Below are 21,842 nucleotides of genomic sequence, written 5' to 3'. Positions count from 1 at the left end.
CGTCGCCGTCTGACGCAAGGCAGCACGAAAAGGGGCGGTTCCGTCCCTTTTTTTGTTCGCGGGCAGGTAACCCAACCCTCTCTCCGGGCCGGACATGAATGATCTCCTCAGAATTCTCGCCGTCCTCGTCGTGGTGGTCATCCTGCTGCGGCGCAAGATGCACCTGGGACTCGTGATGCTCATCGGAGCGGCGATCCTGGCGCTTCTCTACCTGACTCCGCCGCTCGATTTTCTCGCCGGGGCGTGGGTGGCGCTGGTCTCTCCCAGTTCGCTGGAGATGACGGCCACCCTCATTTTCACCATGATCATGGAAAATATTCTCCGCTCCACCGGCACCCTGAAGCGGATGGTCGAAAGCCTGTCCGAGGTCTTCCCCGACGCCCGGTTCGTCATGGCATCCATGCCGGCCATGATCGGGATGCTGCCCTCTCCGGGCGGAGCGGTCTTTTCGGCGCCCATGGTGAGCGAGGCTGCGTCCCGCCTGTCGATACCCGCCGACCAGAAGGCGTTCGTCAACTACTGGTATCGCCATATCTGGGAATACGTCTCCCCCCTCTATCCCGGCATTATTCTTGTGGCGGGACTGGCGCATATCCCCTACCAGAAGATCGTCCTGGCGAACCTTCCCTATGCCCTGTCGGTGGTTCTCTGGGGGGGATTGTTCGCCTTTTCGGGGGTTGGCCCCACTCCGGCCGGCAGCAGCACATCCGTGGGGCGTGGGAAGGCGCTTCGGGTGTTCCTCGTTACCATATCGCCCATAATGACCGCCCTTGTCCTGGTGGTTGTCTTCCGGGTCAATCCAGTCCCGGCCATGGGTGGTGTGACCGTGCTCATGTACCTGGCCCACCGGTATTCGCCGGCCGCCATCGTCCGGTCCCTCGGGGAGAGTATATCGCTCAAGGCCATGACCCTCGTCTTCGGAATCATGATCTTTCAGGAGACACTGCGACTGACCGGGGCGCTGGACGGCATCTCGCGCTTTTTCGCCGAGAGCGGCCTGCCGGCAGTGCTCATCATTACGGTCATTCCATTCCTTGCGGGGATTATGACCGGTCTCACCGTAGCCTTCGTGGGGATCACCTTTCCGATTCTCATGCCGCTGATGGGGGGCGACGCCCCGTCTTTAGGACTGCTTTCGCTTGCGTTCGGAAGCGGGTTTGCCGGGGTCATGATCTCGCCGGTCCATCTGTGTCTCGTCCTTACGCGCGAGTATTTCGGGGCGGATATGACCAAGGTTTATCACCGATTGTGGATTCCCCAGGCCCTTGTGCTTGCGGCAGCCGTGGTGCCGGTGTATATTTTTCAATGATTCCAGACATGATGCAGCCCGCGTCCGTGGCGCCGTTCATCGGCGGGGGCCGTGCCGGTTGCTGCAGAGCGAAAAGGAGGGTTCCATGCTGAAACGATTACTGATCCTGACGATGCTGTCTCTCTCGTCCCTGATGCTGTCCGGCTGTCTTGTCGGCGAGGGAAAGTATCTGAAAAAAGTCGAGGAAGCCGATAATCTGTCGAAGGAACTGACGACGCTTCAGGAGAAATATTCAGCCCTGTCCTCGGAGAACGAAGGGCTCAAGGGGACGCTTGCCAAGCTCAAGGACGAGGCAGCCGGTCTTGCCCAGGACAAGGAGAAGCTCACCGCTGACAACCGGGAGCTCCAGCAGGTGCTCCAGACGAAATCTGACTCGCTTTCCCAGAATATTGTGGAGTTGCGCCAGAAGGTGAGCCAGCTGGAAGCCGAGAATGCCCGCCTGAAGGCCGACATCGCCTCGACCCAGAAAGCCAAGGAGGAGAAGGTCCGGGAAGTGAGCAAGACCTATGAGGACCTGCTCGACAAGATGAAGGGCGAGATCGCCCAGGGACAGGTGACCATCTCCGAGCTCAAAGGAAAGCTGACGGTGAACATGGTGGACGCAATTCTCTTTGACTCGGGCAAAACCGAGGTAAAACCGGCGGGTATGGACATACTCCAGAAGGTGGTAGAGATCCTGAAGGATGTAACGGACAAGGCCATCAGGATCGAAGGACATACGGACAACGTTCAGATCGTCGGCAACCTTGCCAAGCGCTTCCCCACCAACTGGGAGCTTTCCTCGGCCCGCGCCATCAACGTGACCCGATTCCTCCAGAGCCGTGGAATTGATCCCGCCGTGCTGTCTGCCGTGGCCTACGGAGAGTATCACCCCGTCGCTCCCAACGATACCGATGAAGGCAAGGCCAAAAACCGGCGCATCGAGATCATCCTTGTGCCGAAGGATGCCCCCTGACGCGCGATGTCCATGAAGAAGAAAAGCATGCAATCCGGACAGAAGACGAAAGAGTTCTCCCCCAGCCCCTTCAGCGGCCTCAAAGGATTTCGTCCCGAGCCGGCCGAGCCGGAGAAAAAACAGCCGCCGGTTGCCGCTCCTCCGGCCCGGAGCACGGCGGAGCCCGACGATCTGAATCTCTTCCTGAGGGAAATGGTCGGTGTGAACCGCATGGATCGGTCGGGCAGGGGGCCGTCGGAGCAACGCCGGCGGAAAGAGCCGGCCGGGCAGGCCCGGGCCGCTGACGATGATCTGGTCAAGGAGCTGGAAGTTGCCGACCAGGCGGCCTTTGCCGAAGCCATCGCGCGGTTGAAGCTTGACGTGAGTTTTCGCGAGAGCCTGCCGGGCGACAGCGGCGTTTCCCGCCCGGTGAGCCGATTGCGCCAGCTCAAGAGCGGCCAGATACGGATCGATCTGGAGTTGGACCTCCACGGGCTCACCCGGGAAGAGGCCGTGGTGAGCCTGGAGCGGTTCATCACCGGTGCCCATCGAAGGGGGCAGAAGGCTGTTCTCGTCATTACGGGGAAAGGGAACAATTCCCCCGGTGAGCCGGTGCTCCAAGGGGCGGTCCTGTCCTGGCTCCGGGAACAGGGCAAGAGCATGGTGGCCGAATTCGCTCCTGCCCCCCGGGACATGGGGGGCAGCGGCGCAGTGGTCGCTTTTCTCAGGACGAGGGGAATAAAGGCTGGCTAGCGGTGATCCCGGATCGGTCAGGAGGCAGCTGTGTTCGGATTATTCAAACGTAAAAAGGCGGCCCCAGCCATCTTCGACAGCGCCGAAGCCGCTTTCGATTATGCCTGCCGGAATCTGGGAAACCGTATTCTCCTCGAAGCGGTGATACCCGCCCTGGTGGAAGAATTTGTACGTGTAAGTCACGAGGGTGAGCGCTACTTTCGCATCCGTCTGGCCAACAGCCGGGGTGGCCAGGTGATCGAGGCGTGTACCCTCAAGGAGTCCTCGCGCGCCCCCTCAGTCGGCGACCTGATCGGCTACAAGGTGGTCCGGTACGACCCGGACATGCCGCCTCCTTTTGACCTCCTCGGTTTCATTGCCTACCGGTTCGAGTTCGTTCACGTGCCGGGCAAGGGGTGGCGCACAGCCGAGAGCTTCATTCCCGACACCATCAAGCCCACGCTCCGGATGTGAGCCCCGCTCCCATGCTTTCAATCCTCCTTGAAAACCCTCTTCTTGTGTTGTTTCTCGTGGCGGCAATCGGCTATCCCCTCGGCAGGATCAAAATCCGGGGATCGAGTCTCGGGGTTGCGGCCGTGCTCTTCGTGGGGCTGGCCATGGGATCGCTCCATCCCGAGTTGAAGCTCCCCGAAATCGTCTATGTCCTGGGCCTTGCCCTGTTTGTCTACACCATCGGCCTCTCCAGTGGCCCCGCCTTTGTGGCATCCCTGAAACGCGAGGGAATCCGCAACAACGCCCTGATCATCGGAATGCTCCTGGTCGCTGCCGGGCTTGTCGTGGGAGCCCAACGACTCCTGGGGTTCAAGGGGACCGTCACCGCCGGCCTCTTCGCCGGAAGCCTCACCAATACCCCCGCCCTGGCCGGGGCACTGGAAACCATCAAACACATCGCCTCGCCGGAACTGCGAGAACTGCTGCTGGCCGAACCGGTGGTGGGTTACTCGGTGGCCTACCCCATGGGGGTCATGGGGGTGGTGCTCGCCATCAGTCTGGTGCAGAAGCTCTGGAACGTCGATTACGGCGAGGAAGGGAAACGGCTCAGGCTTGCCGGAACCGCGTCGGAGGCGCTGCGCAGCATGACGGTGCGCATCGCCTGGCCAGGAGCAGGGCGCCACACCGTGGCCGAGCTGGCCCGCCATGAGAAGTGGGACGTGATTTTCGGCCGGATCCGGCGCGGGGATTCATATCTTCTCACCGGCCCGCAGGTCCGTTTCCAGCCGGGTGATCTTGTTACCGCAGTGGGGACCGAGACGGAGCTGCGGCGGGTAGCCGCCTTTCTGGGGGAAGTGAGCGAAGAAGAGATCACCGTTGACCGGAGCGAGTACGACTACCGGCGGATCTTTGTCTCGAATCCCCGGGTAGCCGGGCGACAGCTGGGAGAGCTTAACCTGTTCGAGAACTACGGTGCCACCGTTACGCGGGTGCGGCGTGGCGACGACGACTTCCTGCCCCATGACGACATGGTCCTCGAGCTTGGCGACCGGGTGCGTGTTGTCACGCACCGCGATCACATGGCAGAAGTGACGGCCTTTTTCGGCGATTCCTACCGGGCCGTAAGCGAGGTGGATATCCTCACTTTCAGCCTGGGACTGGCCTTGGGACTCCTGCTCGGCATCATCCCCATTCCCCTGCCCGGAGGCATCACCCTCAAGCTCGGTTTCGCCGGCGGGCCCCTCATAGTGGCGCTGATTCTCGGCACCATCGGCCGGTCGGGCTCCATGGTCTGGAGCCTGCCCTACAGCGCCAACATGACCCTGCGCCAGATCGGCCTGGTATTGTTCCTTGCCGGAGTCGGCACACGGGCGGGCTACGGTTTCGTCACCACCCTCGCCAAGGGGGGCGGATTGGCCATCTTCGCCGCCGGTGCGGTTGTCACCTGTCTTACGGCCCTCGCCACCCTCTGGATCGGCCACAAACTCATGAAAATTCCCATGAGCATCCTCATCGGTATGGTCGCCGGCCTCCAGACCCAACCCGCCGTTCTCGGCTACGCCCTGGAGCAGACCGGCAACGATCTCCCCAATATCGGCTATGCCTCAGTCTATCCCGTGGCGACCATCAGCAAGATTCTCATTGTGCAGATACTGCTTACGATGCTCATGTGATGTCCTGCCGGCTTCAGCCACTCCCGTCGGGGCGTGGTGAAATGGTTTGGTTGTTTTCATGTCAACCTGCTTGTCAATGCGAGCGCCTTGGGCTACTGTAGCCTGCGATCACCATTTTTCCGCGAGGTCTTTCATGTCCGTAACTCTCGATGAAATCAAACAAGTCTACCAAGAGGCCGACTGTCTCTTTTCCGAAGCAGAGGTGGAGGCCGCCATCGGCCGGCTTGCCGCCGCGGTCACCGAACGTCTGGCCGAGGCCAATCCCCTGGTTTTCTGCGTCATGAACGGGGGGCTCATCGTCACCGGCAAGCTGCTGCCCCGGCTCGGGTTCCCCCTGGAGATCGAATACCTGCACGCCACGCGCTACGGGCACCACATCTTCGGCAAATCCCTCGACTGGCGGGTGCGGCCCACTGTGGACCTGAGAGGACGGACGGTACTGATCGTGGATGACATACTGGACGAGGGTGCAACGCTCGACGCCATTGCCGAATGGTGCCGGCAGGAGGGGGCGGAGGAGGTCTTCACCGCCGTGCTCGTGGATAAGGAGCATGACCGGAAGGCCCGGCCGGGGCTGAAGGCCGACTTTACGGGGCTTGTGTCACCGGACCGTTTCCTCTTTGGCTACGGAATGGATTACAAGGGATACTGGCGCAACGCGCCGGGGATCTATGCGGTGAAGGGGTACTAGCCGTTCAGGGCGGGCCGGGGGACGACTTCGGTCCGCCCTGAACGGCTCGGGCACCGATTAGGGTTGCTTCCATACGAAGGTTTTGCTGATGCTTGCGGCGGCCTGGTCGGTGGAAATTTCGGTTCCCGAGACGTCCAGCACTCGATAGCTCAGGACCTTGATGTCCGCGTTGCTGACATTCTGCGTGGTGGCGTTGTAGTTCGGCACGAATCCCGGCTTGAAGTCGAACCAGAGCGAGCCGAACGTCCCGAACTTGACCCCGTATGGATTGACAAGCAAGAACTTCACGGTGTCGCCCACGCTGGGATCCGTCGAGGGGGTCAGAGCGGATGAGACGAGCGTGCCGGTGTTCAGCATGCTGTTGTCCACCATGACGACCGTCGCCGGATCGAGGAAGTACTTGCCCGGGGTGAGCGGGTCCAGTTTCGGCGTGATCCCCACGGGGAGCTGCAGCACGACTTCGAGGCCGTAGAATTCCGTGGGCGCCGGCTTGATGACGCTGCCGGTAAGAGCCGTTGCAGTGGTTGCAAGAACCACCTGCAACGGTTGGGCAAGGGCCGATGCCGATGCCGCGAGAAGGATGATGAGACTCAGTACTGCCGCTTTCATGGTTCCTCCTTCGTGTGTGTGGTGGGTGCGGGCAAAAAAAAAGAAACAGCCTGCCCCTGTGGGACGCGGTACTGTTTCTTCGCCAACCCGGCTGTCCCGCTCTTTCTGGCGGGACCCGCAGCTTTGTGCCCCCCGGTTACCCGGGGTTTACCTCTTCGAAAACAGTGCGTAACGGATTACGGACCTTTTGAGCAATTCTAGCCCGTAGCAGCATGATTTTGCTGTGAGCGGCGTCACAGAACAGGGGGCTGCCCCCTGGTACCCTGAGCACCGCCCGAAACTCATATCCATTTTTCTGAGGCGTCCATGAAACATTTTTTTCAGTTCGAACGCTACAACACCACCTACCGCAAGGAGACGGTGGCGGGGATCACCACCTTCCTGACCATGGCGTACATCATCATCGTCAACCCCGCCATTCTCGAGGCGGCGGGGATTCCACGGGGCCCCTCAACAACGGCTACCATCGTGGCCGCGGTCTTCGGTACGGTGGTGATGGCCCTGTACGCCAACCGCCCCTTTGCCATCGCCCCGTACATGAGCGAGAACGCCTTTATCGCCTTCACGGTTGTGAAGGTCCTTGGCTACTCATGGCAGACTGCCCTGGGGGCGGTCTTCGTGGCGGGCGTCCTGTTCACGGTCCTGACCGTCTTCAAGGTGCGGAGCTGGCTGGCCGAGGCGATCCCGCTCTCGCTCAAGTGCGCCTTTGCCGTGGGCATCGGCCTGTTTCTCACGTTCATCGGCCTGAACGAAACCGGGCTTGTCACCCTCGGCGTGCCGGGTGCGCCGGTCAAGATGGGCAACATTGCCTCTCCGTCGGTGCTCCTGGCGGTCTTCGGCTACCTTCTCACGGTCTTTCTCATGACGCGCAAGATTCACGGGGCCATCGTGATCGGCATCGTCGCCACCACCATCCTGTCGGTGGCCTGCGGGGTGACGCCCATGCCGACCGAATTCGTGAGCATGCCCCCGGATCTCTCGCCGATCCTGTTTCAGCTCAACATCGGCGATGCCCTCGACATCCGCTTCTTCCCGGTGGTCCTCACTATCTTCATCATGGCGTTCCTCGATACGGTGGGCACCCTCATCGGCCTTTCCATGCGGGCCGATCTGCTTGATGAGAAGGGGAACCTGCCGGAGATCGAGAAACCGATGCTGGCCGATGCCCTTGCCACCACCGTGGCGCCGCTGCTGGGCACCTCCACTACCGGCGCCTACATCGAATCGGCCACCGGCATTGAAGAAGGGGGCCGCACCGGCTTCACGGCCCTGGTGGTGGCGGGTCTCTTCCTGCTGTCCCTCTTTTTCGCGCCGCTCTTCACTATCGTTCCTCCCCATGCTTACGGCATCGCCCTCATTGTCATCGGGTCCTTCATGATCGAGCCGCTCCGCCGGATCGACTTCGAGGACTTCACCGAGCTGGTTCCCGCTTTCCTTACCATCGTGCTGATGATTTTCACCTACAACATCGGCGTCGGCATGAGCACGGGGCTGCTTACCTATCCCCTCCTCAAGACAGCCGCCGGCAAGAGACACCAAGTCTCTGCTGGCATGTGGGTCCTGGCGGGGCTTGCGGTGCTGCTGTTCGTGTTTTTCCCCAAGATGTAAGCTGTAAGCGCGGCGGACTTCCGACGCAAAAAGGCCCGCACATGGTGGCGGGCCTTTTTGCGTCGGGGCGGGAAGCCTTAGCCGTGCTCGACCGTCACGGCCAGTTCCTCCAGTTCATTCTCCAGGTGGGCAACCAGTCCTCTCACCGCTTCCCGGTGGCCGTCCGGCAGCCCGTCCACCCCTGCCAGGGCTGTTTCGAGGCGCCGGGCCGCGGCAAGGGCGCCCCTGACCGTGACTGCCGGGTCCCGCACCGGCTCCTGACGGCTCCTGGCAACCTCCTTGAACTGCTTGAGCACCGTGGGGTGGCTCCGCTCCTCCTCCACGACCCGCTTGCGCAGGTCGGCGTATTCCTGATCGGAAAACCCCTTTTCTTCCCGGGCCTGGCGCAGGAGGTCGATGGAGCGGTAGTCGGGAAGGGGGCGGGGCTCTTCCCGCCGTGCCAGGAGCTGGGGTTCGTGCTGCTCCATGAAGCGGTAGGCCAGCGTCAGCTTCTGGGCCGTTTCCTTCTTGATGCGGATTTCCCTCGTGCAGTATTCCTCGAAGCTGCCGTATCCCCAGTCACGGTAGAGATTGCGGTTGTTCACGCCGAGCAACCGGTCGCCCAGCTCCACCCAGGATGATTTGAACTTTTTTGCGGTTTCCAGTACCTGGAAGCGTTCCGATGAGGGATCGAGTTCCTCCATGATCCGTTCGATATGGCGTTCGCCGGAGGATTGGGGCAGGTCGGTCATTGCTGGTTCTCCTGTAGGGGGGTGAAGATGGTATCCATGAACCTATCACAGGTTATGGCCCGGCAGGAACGAAGAGATTGCAGCGGCATGGAATTTTTACTTTGAGCCTCCGGGGGTTCGGGCTACAATTCCCCGGTTTGACTTCCATTTCCACAACACGGAGTGTTTGATATGACACGACTGAACATCCTCATGGCCGCGTCCGAGTGCGTCCCCTTTGCCAAGGAAGGGGGACTGGCGGACGTGGTGGGGGTGCTGCCCAAGTACCTGGCCCATATGGGGCACGATGTGCGGGTGGTGATGCCCCGCTACTCCCGGATCGACCCGGAGCGGTTCGGGCTGGAGCGGCTTCCCGGCGTGCTCGTGGTTCCCATGGGAATCATGGGCAATCAGTACTGCGGCGTCTGGGAGGGACGGCTTCCGGGCTCCGCCGTGCCGGTCTATTTCCTCGAACACGAGGGGTACTACGGTCGGGAAGGGCTCTACGAGGAAGACAACGTGGGGTACATGGACAACGACAACCGGTTCATCTTCCTCTCCCGGGCCGCCATGGAACTGCCCAAGATGATCGGCTTCGCCCCCGATGTCTTCCATGCCCACGACTGGCACACTGCCGCGGTGCCGGTCTTCCTCAACACCCTTTACCGTGACGACCCGCTGGTGGGCGGTGCCGCATCGGTGCTCACCGTCCACAATATGCAGCACCAGGGCAATTTCTACCCCGGTGCCATGGAGGTCCTGGGCATCGGCTGGGAGCACTTCACCTTTCTGGGGCTCGAAAAGGACAACCAGACCAACCTGCTCAAAGGGGGGCTTTACCACGCCACGGTCCTCAACACCGTCAGCGAGGGATACGCCCGGGAGATGCAGACGCCGGAGTACGGGTGGGGGCTCGACGGCGTGGTGCGGGCACGGTCCGCCGATCTGGTCGGTATCCTCAACGGCGTCGATTACGAGGAGTGGAACCCGGAGACCGACCCGCACATCGTGGCTAATTATTCCCGCTCCGACCTGTCGGGTAAGAAGCTGTGCAAGCGTGACGTGCAGCGGTTTTTCGGCCTGCCCGAACGGGAGGACGTGCCGTTGTTCGGCCTGGTGGGGCGGCTGGTGAAGCAGAAGGGAATCGATATCCTGGCCGAGGCTATTCACCGTATCCTTGCCCTGGATGTTCAGGTCGTCATGCTGGGGGCGGGTGAGCCCTGGTCGCACTTTTATTTCGGGGATGTCAGAAACGAATATCCTGAGAAGTTCGGCCTGTATATCGGGTACAACAATGGGCTTTCCCACCGGATCGAGGCGGGGAGCGACTTCTTCGTGATGCCGTCGGCCTTCGAGCCGTGCGGGCTCAATCAGATGTACTCGTTGCGCTACGGGACCCTGCCCATTGTCCGGGCCACGGGGGGGCTCGACGACAGCGTGGAGAACTTCGAGGAACAGAACCTGACCGGCAACGGTTTCAAGTTCTGGAGCCACGATGCCGATGCCCTGTTCGATACGGTGGGGTGGGCGGTGCATACCTGGTTCCGCCGCAAGGACGCCATGGCAGCCCTCATCGGCAATGCAATGGCAAAGCGGTTCACCTGGGAGGATTCGGCGGCCAGGTATGAGGAACTCTACTGCCGGGCCCTGCGCAAACGGCTCGGCGTCGGGGTCTTTGTCCGGCGCTTCGGGGGATGATGAAAAAAGAGGGGATAGCCACTGGCCATCCCCTCTTTTTTTCTCCAGAACTCAGCAGTTACTTCTTGTGGCACTCACCGCACTTGGTGGGGCCTTTCCCCATTTCCTTGTGACAGCCGGTACAGGTCTTGTGGGCCCAGTCCTTGCCCATGCCGGCGATCTTGCCCCCAGCCTCGGTTTCGTGGCAGGCCTTGCACTCGCCCTTCACCCCGGCATGCTTTTTGTGGTCGAAGGTGACGTTGCCGTTTTTTGCTTCCAGGACCACGACCTTGTCGTGGGCAACGGCGAGGCCGGCACAGAACAGGGTGAGTGCTGCGGCTGCTATCAGTCGTTTCATGGTGCTCCTCCTTTGAGTACGAAAGTCTGCCCCCAATTGTACGGGGAGACGGCCTCATTGCAAGGAGCACCGCACATTTTTCTTTATTTATTAGGCTGGTGCCGGAATACCTGCCAACTCGGGCGGTCAATCACCACTCCACTGCCGTTCACCCGTGCCGGCAGGTCTTCCGGCACCGGCCTCAGGTAGCCGCTGTCTCTCCCTCCGGTTCTGCGCCCGCCTGCTGGGCCCACTCATCCAGCTTCCGCATGACTGCTTCGAAGGTTTTCCGGGATATCTCGGGCAACTCCATGCCGAAATCCTTTTTGGCCATCTCAAAGCCCTTCACAACCCCCTCCTTGATCTTTTCCAGGAGGGCCGGGTCACCGCCTGCCAGGGATGTGGCGAATTCAACGATACGGTCCGATGTCTGTTCCACCCCCCAGTACCCGTCGTCCGCCACCAGCTTTGCCGCCTCATCAGGGGTCAGGTCCTCCAGGTTTACTGTTTTCCCCTCGCCCACATCGATAGTCGTGGAAATGCCCTGGTCCGTGAAGGTCTTCGCCACCAACTCGCGCAGCATGAGAAACTTCGAGTCGAGGATCTGCTCCCGGTCCAGCGGCTTGCCATAGGTGAGTTCCTTGGTTTCGTCGGAGGATTCACCGATGGTTACCCTGTCCTTGACCTCATTCCGGACGTCCTTGTCACTCTTTCGCTCCGCTCCGCGGAGGAGTTCGTCGTTGCGCCGGTCCCGTTCCGCTGACTGTGGTGGGGTTACTCCACCCATGCCGATGCCTCCGACCATGACACGACCTCCTCACAAAGGAAATATGGCCATCTTTTAAGTACTAGTGTAGCAAATTGAAAGCTGTTTTCAAATGTCTTTCGTGGGCTTTCCGTTCTGCTTGCCGTACTGCTCTTCCAGATATTCCACGAAATCGATGTGACGGTTGATGAAGGTGAGGTTGTGGCGGCTTTCGTAGATGAGGATGGCGCTGGCGGCGAAGAGGAAGAGGCCGCCGGAGAGGGCGAGAGCAGTGGGTATCCAGCTGGTTTCCCTGCTGCCGTAGGCCACGTTGAAGGCAATGCCGAGGCTTGACGCCACAAAGAGGGCCGTTGCCGTATAGAGGGCCGCCAGTGCGTGCTGGATGAGCCGGGCGCGGACCCGTTGTTTCTGTACCTGCACCTTCAGGAATTCCATCCGGGCCGTGGCAAAGGGGAGCGTGCCGGCAAGGACCGACTCGATCTCGCTTTTCAGGCTGTTGACCCGGTCGAATACTCGCCCCAGGCGGTTGGAGGTGGAAAAGATAAGGGTGCCGGCGGCGGAGATGAGCACCGCCGGCGTGATCATGGAGGTGAGCACCCGGGCGCTGGAGAGGGCTTCGAGCAGTTCCTTGTCCTGGAGCATGGGGGCCTCTCAGTCCCGGTAGCGGCGCAGCAGGTCGCCGTAGGCGTCAATGCGCCGGTCACGCAGGAACGGCCAGATGCGGCGGACGGCCTCGCTGCGGGCCAGGTCCAGTTCCGTGATGAGCAATTCCTCGCCGTCGTTGGATGTCTGGGCAAGGATCTCGCCCTGGGGACCGGCCACGAAGCTCGAACCCCAGAACTGGCTGCCGGGAAGGACTCCCGAGGGATCCGGCTCGTGTCCCACTCGGTTGACGCTCACCACAGGAATGCCGTTGGCCACGGCATGGCTCCGCTGGATGGTGACCCAGGCTTCCTTCTGGCGGATCTTCTCGTCGTCATCGTCACGGGGGTCCCAGCCGATGGCCGTGGGATAGATGAGGATGTCGGCGCCGGCCAGGGCCATGAGCCGGGCGGCCTCGGGATACCACTGATCCCAGCAGACCAGGACCCCCAGTTTTCCCACCGAGGTCCGGATTGGTTCGAAGCCCAGGTCGCCGGGGGTGAAGTAGAATTTCTCGTAGTAGCCCGGGTCGTCGGGGATGTGCATCTTGCGGTAGGTGCCGGCCACAGAGCCGTCCTTCTCGAAGACCACGGCGGTGTTGTGGTAAAGCCCCGGGGCCCGGCGCTCGAACAGCGAGGAAACGAGCACCACGCCGAATTCCCTGGCCACGCCGCCGAGCAGTTCCGTGGTGGGGCCGGGGATCGGCTCGGCCAGGTCGAAATGGGCGGTGTCCTCGTTCTGGCAGAAATAGGGACCCGTGTGCAGCTCCTGAAGCACCACGAGCTTTGCGCCCAGGACGCTCGCCTTGCGGATGTTCTCGATGCTTTTGGCCAGGTTCAGATCCTTGTCGGCGGTGCAGCTCTGCTGGACAAGGGCAACGCTCAGTTTGGACATGGAAGAACTCCTTTGGGCAACTGCATGGTTACGCAGTGGAGCGAACCGTGCTGGATAATGAGGGGCCGGCAGTCGATGCCGACGATCTCGCGGCCCGGAAACGCCCGGCCGATGGCCTCCAGGGCCGCCTCGTCCGCCGGGTCGTCATAGACCGGTACCAGCACGGCGCCGTTGATGACGAGAAAGTTGGCGTAGGTGGCCGGCAGCCGCTGCCCCTCGTGATCGAAGCAGGCCCGGGGCCAGGGAAGCGGGATGAGGCGGTAGGGGCTCCCTTCGCGGGTACACAGGTTCGCCAGTTCCTTCTCCATCAGGAAGAGGGCCGCATAGTGCTCGTCCGTGGCGTCGTCGCAGCGGACGTAGACGATGGTGTCGTCCGGCGCCAGGCGGGCCAGGGTGTCCACGTGGGAGTCGGTGTCGTCGCCGGCCAGGAAGCCGTTTTCGAGCCAGAGGACCCGCTCGGCCCCCAGGTGGCGGGCAAGGGCCTCTTCGATCCCCGCCCGCGAGAGATGGGGGTTGCGATTGGGGTTCAGAAGGCACTCGGCGGTGGTGAGGACCGTGCCCCGGCCGTCGCTCTCGATGCTTCCCCCTTCCAGGACCAACCCCACCGTCTCGGCGGGGGTATCGCCGAAAATGCCCAAATGACGAAGGCGCCGGGTCACCAGGTTGTCCCGGTCGGCGGCAAACTTGAGACCCCAGCCGTTAAAGCCGAAATCCAGCAAAACGGGACGACCGTCCCGCTCCACGGTAACGGGGCCGAAGTCCCTGGCCCAGGTGTCGTTGGTGGGGAGCTCCACGATGGTCACCCGGTCCATTCGGGCGCCCACGGCCTCCAGAAGCGCGGCGGTCCGCTCCCCGTCGGCCGCGGCCACCAGGGCGGTCTCGAACCGGGTGATCTCTCGGACGATCTGGGCGAAGACCGGCTCCACCAGCCGGAGCCAGGGTTGCCAGTCACTGTCGGGATGGGGCCAGGCAATGAGCACCCCGTCCTGCTCTTCCCACTCTGCGGGGAGGCGTATGGTCATGAAAATACTTCCTAACGTCATGGGATGATTGAAGAGGTAAGTCTAGGAAAATCACGCACGGAATGCAATGGTCATTTCCGGAACAAGATGAGTTGAAAAAAGGTTGTATAGGTGTGATGCCCGAACCAGTGGGTAATTGTTATCTTTTTGGTATTGAATTGCTTTCTACTAAAGTTTAGCCGGACAGTGCCGATATGGTTGAGTAAATCAGTAGAGGCATTAGTTTGTCATGCCGAATCGGATAATTACTTTCCAGGAAGGAGATGGATACGATGAAAGGATGGCGGGACTTGAAGGTGAGAACGAAAATTTTCGCCCTGGTGATTGCCGGGTGTCTGGGGCTCGTGGTGCTGGGATCGGTGGCGCTATACAATATGCGCAACCTGAGCGGCAGCGTGAAGGAAGCCAACATCGGCATGGAGCACGTGGCGGGGCTTTCCGGTATGAAGAGCGACTTCCTCGAGATGAGGCTGGCGCTCGTCTACATGCTTGCCTTGAAAGATGCGGAAAAGATCGGCGGCAAGGAGCAGGATTTCCTGAAGGGCGCCGACAGGATCAAAAAGACACTCGACGACCTGGGCAAGCAGGACCTGACTGAAGGCGAAAAGAAATCCCTCACTGAGTTCAAGGGTGGGTTTGAATCCTATGTGGAAAAAGGGACACGGCTCGCCGAGCTGATCAAGGCCGCTACCGCCAAGGGAGACGAGGTGGGCCGGGCCGATGCCATGATCTTCGCCACCCAGAGCGTGGCCCCCCTCTACGACACCCCGGCCAAGATCATTGCCTCGATGGTGCAGGAAAATATCGCCGAATCTCATAAGATGTACGAGCAGGACATGGCCTCGTACCGTACTTCGTTCATCATGATGGTGGTGATCATTCTGGGGGTGCTCGGCTTCGCAGCCGTAGCAGGCATGGCCATTGCCGCTTCCATCAGCGGTCCCCTCAACAAGGTGCTTGATGTCCTCACCCGCGTGGCTGCCGGCGACCTGACAGCACGGGCCGACGTTGACAGCGCCGACGAAATGGGTCTGCTGGCGCGTGAGGTGAACACTACCGCGGCCAAGATCAATGAGATCATCGGCCTTGTTGCCCACAACGCCTCCCAGGTGACGGCCGCTGCGACCCAGCTCCACGCCACCTCCACCCAGATGTCCACCGGCGCCGAAGAGGTGGCCCAGCAGGCCGCCACCGTGGCCACGGCCAGCGAAGAGATGGCCGCCACTTCGGCCGAGATCGCCCATAACTGCTCTCTGGCGGCCGAAAGCTCCCGACACGCCAACGACCGGGCCGAGAACGGTTCGGACGTGGTGCAGGAGACCCTGACCGTCATGAACCGCATCGCCGAGCGGGTGAAGGATTCGGCCCGCACCGTCGAATCTTTGGGCGAGCGGAGCGACCAGATCGGCGAGATCATCGGCACCATCCAGGACATCGCCGACCAGACCAATCTCCTTGCTCTCAACGCGGCCATCGAAGCCGCCCGCGCCGGCGAACAGGGACGCGGTTTCGCCGTGGTCGCCGACGAGGTCCGGGCCCTGGCCGAGCGGACTACCAAGGCTACCAAGGAGATATCCCAGATGATCAAGGCGATCCAGGGGGAAACCAAGGGCGCCGTCACTTCCATGGAGGAGGGGGTCAAAGAGGTGGGAAAGGGAACCTCGGACGCATCCAAGTCGGGCGAGGCCCTGCAGGCGATCCTGGAGCAGATCGGCGGCGTTACCATGCAGGTGAGCCAGATTGCCACCGCCGCAGAGGAACAGACTGCAACCACTGGCGAGATCAACAACAACATCCAGCAGATCACGGAGGTGGTCCAGCTCACCGCGCGGGGCGCCGAAGAGTCGGCCCAGGCCGCCGAACAGCTGGCGAAACTGGCCGAGGAACTGCAGGACCTGGTGTACAAGTTCAAGCTCTCCTGACCAGCGCATGATACCCATAAAAAACCCGGCATCCGCCGGGTTTTTTATTCTGTTCCCGGACCCGCCGTGGACGGCAACTGCCGGGGGCATATCAGGAAATTCCTGATAGTCCCGTCAGATTTCCTGCCGATATCAATTGATGTGAGTATACGGGGCCTGCCGGTCCCTGAGAGCGGAGGATGCAATGGCAATAAAGAGTTTCAAAGATTGGAGAATCCTGCCGAAGATCATCGGCGCGGCGCTCCTCGGAGTGGTGCTCCTGGCGGCAGTGGTGCTCTTCTACTTCCTGCCCCTGGTCGAGAAGCAGGAGATGGAAAGCCGTAAGCGTGCCATCAGGCAATCGGTGGAGCTGGCCTTCGGCATCGTGGGGGCCTATGAGGCGCGGGTCGCGGCGGGAGAGCTGACCGTTGACGAAGCCAAGGCGCGGGCCGCTGCTGATATCAAAAAACTGCGCTACGCCAAAAAGGAGTATTTCTGGATCAACGACTCCAGCGCACGGCTCGTGGCCCATCCCCTCAGACCGGAAAATGAAGGAAAGGACATGGGGGACTTCAAGGATGCCGACGGCAAGCTGATTTACCGCGAGTTCGCCAAGGCGGCCAGCGCTGAAAACGGCGAGTTGTTCGTGGACTACCGCCAGATCAAGCCCAACGAGAAGACGCCCCTGCCGAAGGTTTCCTTTGTGAAGTACCACAAGCCATGGGACTGGGTGATCGGTACCGGCATCTACGTGGACGACGTGAAGCGGGATATCACCATGCTTCGCTGGAAGATCATCGGCGCCATTGTTGTGTCCGGCTCGGTTGCCTGCCTGCTGGTTCTCTTCGCCGGGGTCAGGATTACCCGCCCGCTCAAGGTCGTCGTGTCGAGCCTTGAGGATATCGCCCAGGGCGAGGGGGACCTGACCCGGCGGATCGACGTGGTGACCCGGGACGAGGTGGGCGACCTGGGGCGCGCCTTCAACCAGTTCATCGAGAAGTTGCACAACATTATTTCTCAGGTTGTCCAGAACAGCATGCAGGTGGCGTCGGCTGCGGCCCAGATTCACAGTACCTCCGAGCAGACCGCAACAGGCGCCGAGGAGGTTGCCGCCCAGGCAGGCACCGTGGCCACGGCCGGCGAAGAAATGGCCAGCACTTCGTCCGAGATCGCCCGCAACTGCATGGTTGCCGCCGAGAACTCGCGCCAGGCAAATGATACCGCACTCAAGGGCTCCCACGTGGTAAAGGAGACCCTGACAGTCATGACCCGCATCGCCGACCGGGTGAAGGAATCCGCCCATACGGTCGAGTCCCTCGGGTCGCGCAGCGATCAGATCGGAGAGATCGTCGGCACTATCCAGGACATTGCGGATCAGACCAACCTGCTGGCGCTCAACGCCGCCATCGAGGCTGCCCGGGCCGGCGAGCAGGGCCGGGGCTTCGCCGTGGTTGCCGATGAGGTGCGGGCGCTGGCGGAGCGGACCACCACGGCCACCAAGGAGATCGCCCAGATGATCCGGTCGATCCAGCAGGAGACAAAGCTGGCGGTCTCTTCCATGGAGGAAGGGGTCAAGGAAGTGGAGAAGGGAACGTCAGAGGCCGCTAAATCGGGAGAGGCCCTGGAGGAAATCCTGCACCAGATCGGCGAGGTGACCAACCAGGTTAATCAGATCGCCACCGCCGCCGAGCAGCAGACAGCTACCACCAGCGAGATCAGCAGCAACATTCATGAGATCACCGAAGTTATTACCCAGACAACCCGCGGCGCCCAGGACTCAGCCTCCGCCACCAGTGACCTGGCGCGTCTGGCCGAAGAACTTCAGCGCCTGGTGGGACAATTCCGCCTCTCCTGAAGAGTAAGTGGCTCCATAGAATCCTCCATTGATAAACCCGGTTCAGGCCGGGTTTATTTTTGTGCCATCGTGAACTGCCGATTAAAGCTTTTCGGAATTGTGCCGAAATTACTATTGAATACGGTTTTTGCGGACGTGTCTTTCAAACGTCCCGTGGTACGGCAGTGGATACGGTTTGAGCGGGTCATCGCGAAGTTGTGATGGAAGAGGAAGGAGAGGTCTAATGCGGATTTCCATTGGTACAAAGTTGTACGGAATGGCAGGGCTTACGGTGCTGGGGCTGGTGGCGGTGACGGCGCTCTCCCTCTACGGGGTCAACCGCCAGGTTGCAGAGACCGAGACCATCGTCCAGGTGGACGCGGCCCAGGTGGATGTGGCCATGAAGTCGCAGGTGAGCCTGGCGGAGGCTGTCCGGGCCTACAAGAACTACCTGGTGCGTAAGGACGACAAACACGTGACCGGCTTCCGCGAAAGCGTCGGGGTTCTGGAGAAAAACATCTCTGACTTCGAGAAACTGGCCAACACCGATGGGGAAAAGGCGGCTGTCGGCAAGGCAAAGGAAGAGCTGGGCAAGTACCGGGGATGCATCGATGAACTGGTGACGGCTCGCGGTGCCAGTGACGACGTGGCCGCCATCGACCGCAATCTTGCCAGGGGGATCGACCGCCCTCTCGAGGCAGCGGTTAAGGCGATGGAAAAGGCGGCCCGGCAGAGCTTTGATGACAGCCGTGCTGCCCTGGCCGCTTCGTCCAAGCGTCTGCTCGTGGGCCAAGCGGCCTTTTCGGTTATCGTGGCCTTGCTGGCCGCCGGCTTCGGATTCAATACGGCCCGCCGATTCGTTTTCCGGCTCGGCAAGTTTTCCGAGATGATTGCCCGGGTGGCCGACAGTGACCTGACCACCCGCGTAGTTATCAGGGCCGATGACGAACTGGGCGACATGGGGCGTACCTTCAACAGGATGGTGGAGAATTTCGAGCGTATGCTCAAGTCGATCCAGGATGCGGTGCTCAATCTTTCCGAGTCCGCCCGCACCCTGAGCGTCACGTCGGAACAGATCGCCACCGGCGCCGAGGAAATGGCTTCCCAGACCGGGACCGTTGCCACTGCCAGCGAGGAAATGGCGGCAACATCCATGGAGATCGCCCAGAACTGTTCGACCGCAGCGGACGTGGCCCGGCATGCGAGTGCCAGTGCCCGGTCCGGCGCGGCTGTGGTGCAGCAGACCATCGGCGCCATGGAGCGGATAACCGAGCGGGTGCGGGATACCGCCCGAACGGTCGAGGCCCTTGGCGCGCGCAGCGACCAGATCGGCGAGATTGTCGGCACTATCCAGGATATTGCCGACCAGACCAACCTGCTGGCGCTGAACGCCGCCATTGAAGCGGCACGGGCCGGTGAGCAGGGGCGCGGTTTTGCCGTGGTGGCCGATGAGGTGCGCGCCCTGGCCGAGCGGACCACCCGGGCAACTCGCGAGATTGCCGAGATGATCAAGTCCATTCAGCAGGAAACTCGGGGAGCCGTTGCGTCCATGGAGGAGGGAGTCGTTGAAGTGACGCAGGGGAGTGCCGATGCGGCCCGCTCCGGAGACGCATTGCGGGAAATTCTCGACCAGATCGAGCAGGTGACGGGCCAAGTCGCCCAGATAGCCACGGCAGCGGAGCAGCAGACCGCCACCACCAGCGAGATCACCATGAACATCCAGCAGATCACCGAGGTGGTGGGCCATACGGCCCGCGAAGCGGGCGAGAGCGCCGATGCCGCCACCGGGCTGGCAACGCTGGCCGATGGACTGCAGACTGAAGTAAGGACGTTCAAGACGTCCGGAAGCGAGCTTTTTATCCTGGAACTGGCCAAAAAGGACCATAGCGGTTTCGTCGCCACGGTGGAGGCGGTCCTCGACGGGCGCCGCCGTATGGAGGCGGGCGAGCTCTCCACCCACCATACCTGCCGCTTCGGCAAATGGTATGAGGGTGACGGCAGGCAGCTGTGCGGTCACCTGGCCAGCTACAAGGCTATCTACGCGCCTCACGAGCGGATCCACTCCCTGGCCCGTGACGTGGTTGCCGCGGTGAACGGTGGGGACCGGGACCGGGCAGCCCGACTCTTCCCCGAGTTGAAAGAGCTTTCCCGGGAGATCATTACCCGCCTCGACGATATCCGCCGCGAGTTTGAAGCCCAACACGCGGCGGCGTGAGTACTGAACCCTCACTAATCTCCACATCAGGGGCCGGTTTTGACCGGCCCTTTCTTTTTTCTCTCGGGGTGAACGTATACGCCGCCCGGCTCGCGCGGCGCGTATACGTTCGCAGACGATGGCGGTCGTGGTGCTATACTGCTGATCCCGCGTGCTATTCGCGGGATGGCAGGGTGTGCCACCGCACCGGCCTACTCTACGTGCCTCTGGAGATGCTTCCATGAAAATCAGGACCAAATTCGTAGTCGTCAATCTGTTGATCGTCTGCTGCGCCCTTGCCGCCGTGGCGGCCGCCTGCCTCGTGGAGTTCAACCGCGAGTTGCGCCGCCAGGCCGTGACCTCCCAGGAGATCAGACTCAAGACCTTCTGGGAGCTGTTACGCCAGAAGGGGGACGGCTTCACCGTTACCGATGGTAAACTGATGGCTGGCAGCTATGTCATCAACGATAATTATGAGCTTCCCGACAAGCTGAAGGAGCTGACCGGGGGGACCGCCACCATTTTCATGGGGGATACGCGGGTTTCCACCAACGTGCTCAAGCCGGACGGAAACCGCGCCGTCGGAACCAAGCTGCAGGGCGCCGCCTACGACGCCGTAATAAAGGAAGGCAAACCCTACCGGGGGGAGGCGGATATCCTCGGCGTTCCCTATTTCACCGCCTACGACCCGATCCGCGATTCCCGGGGCGAAGTGATCGGTGTGCTCTACGTGGGGATCAAGAAAAGCGATTTCTATGCGTCCTACGAGAGTCTCAAGCTGACGGTGGTCGGAATCGTGCTGGTCATCGTGCTGCTGGCCGCTGTTGCCAGCAAGGTAATCATCCACCGGCTCTTCAACCCCCTCAACCGCATGCACGACGTGCTGCGGGACGTGGCCCAGGGTGAGGGTGACCTGACCCAGCGGCTCGATTACCTCGCACAGGACGAGGTCGGCGACATGAGCCGGTCGTTCAATTCGTTCATGGACAAGCTCCACGGTATCATCACCCATGTTGCCCGGACCGTGGAGCAACTCGCCTCGTCCGCGTCCCAGGTGCACGGTTCTGCCGAGCAGATGGCCGCCGGTGCCGGAGAGGTGGCCTCCCAGGCGGGGACGGTGGCCACGGCCGGCGAGGAGATGGCCGCCACGTCCACCGAGATCGCCCAGAACTGCGCCATGGCCGCCGAAGGGGCGCGTCGGGCCAGCAACACGGCCACTGTCGGGGCTGAGGTGGTTGGAAACACGGTAACGGTGATGGACCGGATCGCCGAAAAAGTTAAGAACTCCGCCCGCACGGTGGAGCGGCTGGGAGAGCGCAGCGATCAGATCGGAGAAATCGTCGGCACGATCGAGGATATTGCCGACCAGACCAATCTGCTGGCGCTTAACGCCGCCATCGAGGCGGCCCGGGCCGGGGAAGCGGGGCGCGGCTTCGCCGTGGTGGCCGACGAAGTGCGGGCTCTTGCCGAGCGGACCACCCGCGCGACCCGTGAAATTTCGGGCATGATCAGGGCAATCCAGGCGGAAACCCTGGAGGCGGTTTCTTCCATGGACGAAGGGGTCAGGGACGTGGAGACCGGCACCGCCGAAGCAGCCCGATCGGGGGAGGCCCTGCGGGAGATCCTCGACCAGATCACGGCGGTGTCGATGCAGGTGAACCAGATCGCCGTGGCCGCCGAGCAGCAGACATCGACCACCCGCGAGATCAGCGGCAACATCCAGCAGATCACCGAGGTTGTGGAGGGAACCGCCCGGGGCGCGGACGAGTCGGCCTGCGCGGCCGGTGGACTGAATCGGCTGGCGGAAGAGCTCCAGCGCATGGTGGGGCAGTTCCGGCTGTAGATGACACTGCCGA

19 protein-coding genes and 1 riboswitch are annotated in these 21,842 nt (G+C 61.7%); of the genes, 12 read left to right on the top strand and 7 right to left on the bottom strand.

Annotated elements, in window-relative coordinates:
* Positions 1 to 94 precede the first annotated feature (94 nt).
* The 6 genes from AABA48_RS09540 to AABA48_RS09515 all read left to right on the top strand — a co-directional run bounded on the left by AABA48_RS09540 (position 95) and on the right by AABA48_RS09515 (position 5,792).
* Positions 95 to 1,309: a DUF401 family protein gene (locus AABA48_RS09540; protein ID WP_014551502.1), complete on the top strand. Its 1,215-nt coding sequence runs from the start codon at positions 95 to 97 to the stop codon at positions 1,307 to 1,309.
* Between the two features lie 85 nt (positions 1,310 to 1,394).
* A complete protein-coding gene (locus AABA48_RS09535; RefSeq protein WP_286350255.1) occupies positions 1,395 to 2,264 on the top strand; it encodes an OmpA/MotB family protein in 870 nt (289 codons plus the stop codon).
* Positions 2,265 to 2,276: 12 nt separating this feature from the next.
* Entirely contained in the window at positions 2,277 to 2,996 is a 720-nt protein-coding gene (locus tag AABA48_RS09530) for a Smr/MutS family protein (RefSeq protein ID WP_286350254.1), read from the top strand.
* A 30-nt stretch (positions 2,997 to 3,026) separates the two neighbouring features.
* Positions 3,027 to 3,449 carry a hypothetical protein gene (locus AABA48_RS09525; RefSeq protein ID WP_286350253.1) on the top strand — a complete coding sequence of 141 codons (423 nt, stop codon included), beginning with the start codon at positions 3,027 to 3,029 and terminating at the stop codon, positions 3,447 to 3,449.
* Positions 3,450 to 3,460: 11 nt separating this feature from the next.
* Complete coding sequence (locus AABA48_RS09520; protein ID WP_010941681.1) at positions 3,461 to 5,101, top strand: aspartate:alanine exchanger family transporter; 1,641 nt, start codon at positions 3,461 to 3,463, stop codon at positions 5,099 to 5,101.
* A gap of 133 nt (positions 5,102 to 5,234) precedes the next feature.
* The gene (locus AABA48_RS09515; RefSeq protein WP_286350252.1) at positions 5,235 to 5,792 is read left to right on the top strand and encodes a hypoxanthine-guanine phosphoribosyltransferase; all 558 of its coding nucleotides are present in this window, start codon (positions 5,235 to 5,237) and stop codon (positions 5,790 to 5,792) included.
* Between the two features lie 57 nt (positions 5,793 to 5,849).
* Here the strand turns inward: AABA48_RS09515 and AABA48_RS09510 are convergent, their stop codons facing one another.
* Complete coding sequence (locus tag AABA48_RS09510; protein ID WP_286350251.1) at positions 5,850 to 6,401, bottom strand: hypothetical protein; 552 nt, start codon at positions 6,399 to 6,401, stop codon at positions 5,850 to 5,852.
* A gap of 78 nt (positions 6,402 to 6,479) precedes the next feature.
* Positions 6,480 to 6,563, bottom strand: a riboswitch (cyclic di-GMP riboswitch).
* Positions 6,564 to 6,707: 144 nt separating this feature from the next.
* On the opposite strand from AABA48_RS09510, the gene AABA48_RS09505 reads away from it, so the two are divergent.
* Positions 6,708 to 8,009: an NCS2 family permease gene (locus tag AABA48_RS09505; RefSeq protein ID WP_014551507.1), complete on the top strand. Its 1,302-nt coding sequence runs from the start codon at positions 6,708 to 6,710 to the stop codon at positions 8,007 to 8,009.
* A 77-nt stretch (positions 8,010 to 8,086) separates the two neighbouring features.
* Here AABA48_RS09505 and AABA48_RS09500 read toward each other — a convergent pair whose 3' ends face one another.
* Positions 8,087 to 8,740, bottom strand: coding sequence for a hypothetical protein (locus AABA48_RS09500; protein WP_014551508.1), 654 nt, complete (start codon positions 8,738 to 8,740; stop codon positions 8,087 to 8,089).
* Positions 8,741 to 8,911: 171 nt separating this feature from the next.
* On the opposite strand from AABA48_RS09500, the gene AABA48_RS09495 reads away from it, so the two are divergent.
* A complete protein-coding gene (locus AABA48_RS09495; protein WP_338270060.1) occupies positions 8,912 to 10,417 on the top strand; it encodes a glycogen synthase in 1,506 nt (501 codons plus the stop codon).
* Between the two features lie 58 nt (positions 10,418 to 10,475).
* Here AABA48_RS09495 and AABA48_RS09490 read toward each other — a convergent pair whose 3' ends face one another.
* The 5 genes from AABA48_RS09490 to AABA48_RS09470 all read right to left on the bottom strand — a co-directional run bounded on the left by AABA48_RS09490 (position 10,476) and on the right by AABA48_RS09470 (position 14,057).
* Positions 10,476 to 10,754: a cytochrome c7 gene (locus AABA48_RS09490; protein ID WP_010941687.1), complete on the bottom strand. Its 279-nt coding sequence runs from the start codon at positions 10,752 to 10,754 to the stop codon at positions 10,476 to 10,478.
* A gap of 181 nt (positions 10,755 to 10,935) precedes the next feature.
* Positions 10,936 to 11,538 (bottom strand): hypothetical protein, encoded by a 603-nt coding sequence (locus AABA48_RS09485; RefSeq protein WP_286350249.1) that lies wholly within the window; start codon positions 11,536 to 11,538, stop codon positions 10,936 to 10,938.
* A 69-nt stretch (positions 11,539 to 11,607) separates the two neighbouring features.
* Positions 11,608 to 12,141 carry a DUF2721 domain-containing protein gene (locus AABA48_RS09480; protein ID WP_286350248.1) on the bottom strand — a complete coding sequence of 178 codons (534 nt, stop codon included), beginning with the start codon at positions 12,139 to 12,141 and terminating at the stop codon, positions 11,608 to 11,610.
* Between the two features lie 9 nt (positions 12,142 to 12,150).
* Positions 12,151 to 13,035: a carbon-nitrogen hydrolase gene (locus AABA48_RS09475; protein WP_286350247.1), complete on the bottom strand. Its 885-nt coding sequence runs from the start codon at positions 13,033 to 13,035 to the stop codon at positions 12,151 to 12,153.
* Positions 13,023 to 14,057, bottom strand: coding sequence for an agmatine deiminase family protein (locus tag AABA48_RS09470; RefSeq protein WP_286350246.1), 1,035 nt, complete (start codon positions 14,055 to 14,057; stop codon positions 13,023 to 13,025). Before AABA48_RS09470 ends, AABA48_RS09475 begins: the two co-directional genes overlap by 13 nt.
* Positions 14,058 to 14,329: 272 nt before the next feature.
* Here AABA48_RS09470 and AABA48_RS09465 point away from each other — a divergent pair, with 272 nt between their 5' ends.
* The 4 genes from AABA48_RS09465 (at position 14,330) to AABA48_RS09450 (ending at position 21,829) form a co-directional block, all read left to right on the top strand.
* Complete coding sequence (locus AABA48_RS09465; RefSeq protein ID WP_286350245.1) at positions 14,330 to 15,979, top strand: methyl-accepting chemotaxis protein; 1,650 nt, start codon at positions 14,330 to 14,332, stop codon at positions 15,977 to 15,979.
* Positions 15,980 to 16,163: 184 nt separating this feature from the next.
* Complete coding sequence (locus AABA48_RS09460) at positions 16,164 to 17,813, top strand: methyl-accepting chemotaxis protein (protein WP_286350244.1); 1,650 nt, start codon at positions 16,164 to 16,166, stop codon at positions 17,811 to 17,813.
* A 256-nt stretch (positions 17,814 to 18,069) separates the two neighbouring features.
* Positions 18,070 to 20,007, top strand: coding sequence for a methyl-accepting chemotaxis protein (locus AABA48_RS09455; RefSeq protein WP_416373134.1), 1,938 nt, complete (start codon positions 18,070 to 18,072; stop codon positions 20,005 to 20,007).
* A 220-nt stretch (positions 20,008 to 20,227) separates the two neighbouring features.
* A complete protein-coding gene (locus AABA48_RS09450) occupies positions 20,228 to 21,829 on the top strand; it encodes a methyl-accepting chemotaxis protein (protein WP_286350242.1) in 1,602 nt (533 codons plus the stop codon).
* The last annotated feature ends 13 nt before the right edge of the window (positions 21,830 to 21,842 follow it).

This window comes from Geobacter sp. 60473, assembly GCF_036323535.1.
GTDB lineage: Bacteria > Desulfobacterota > Desulfuromonadia > Geobacterales > Geobacteraceae > Geobacter > Geobacter sulfurreducens.
This window is presented reverse-complemented; position numbering and strand designations above follow the sequence as displayed.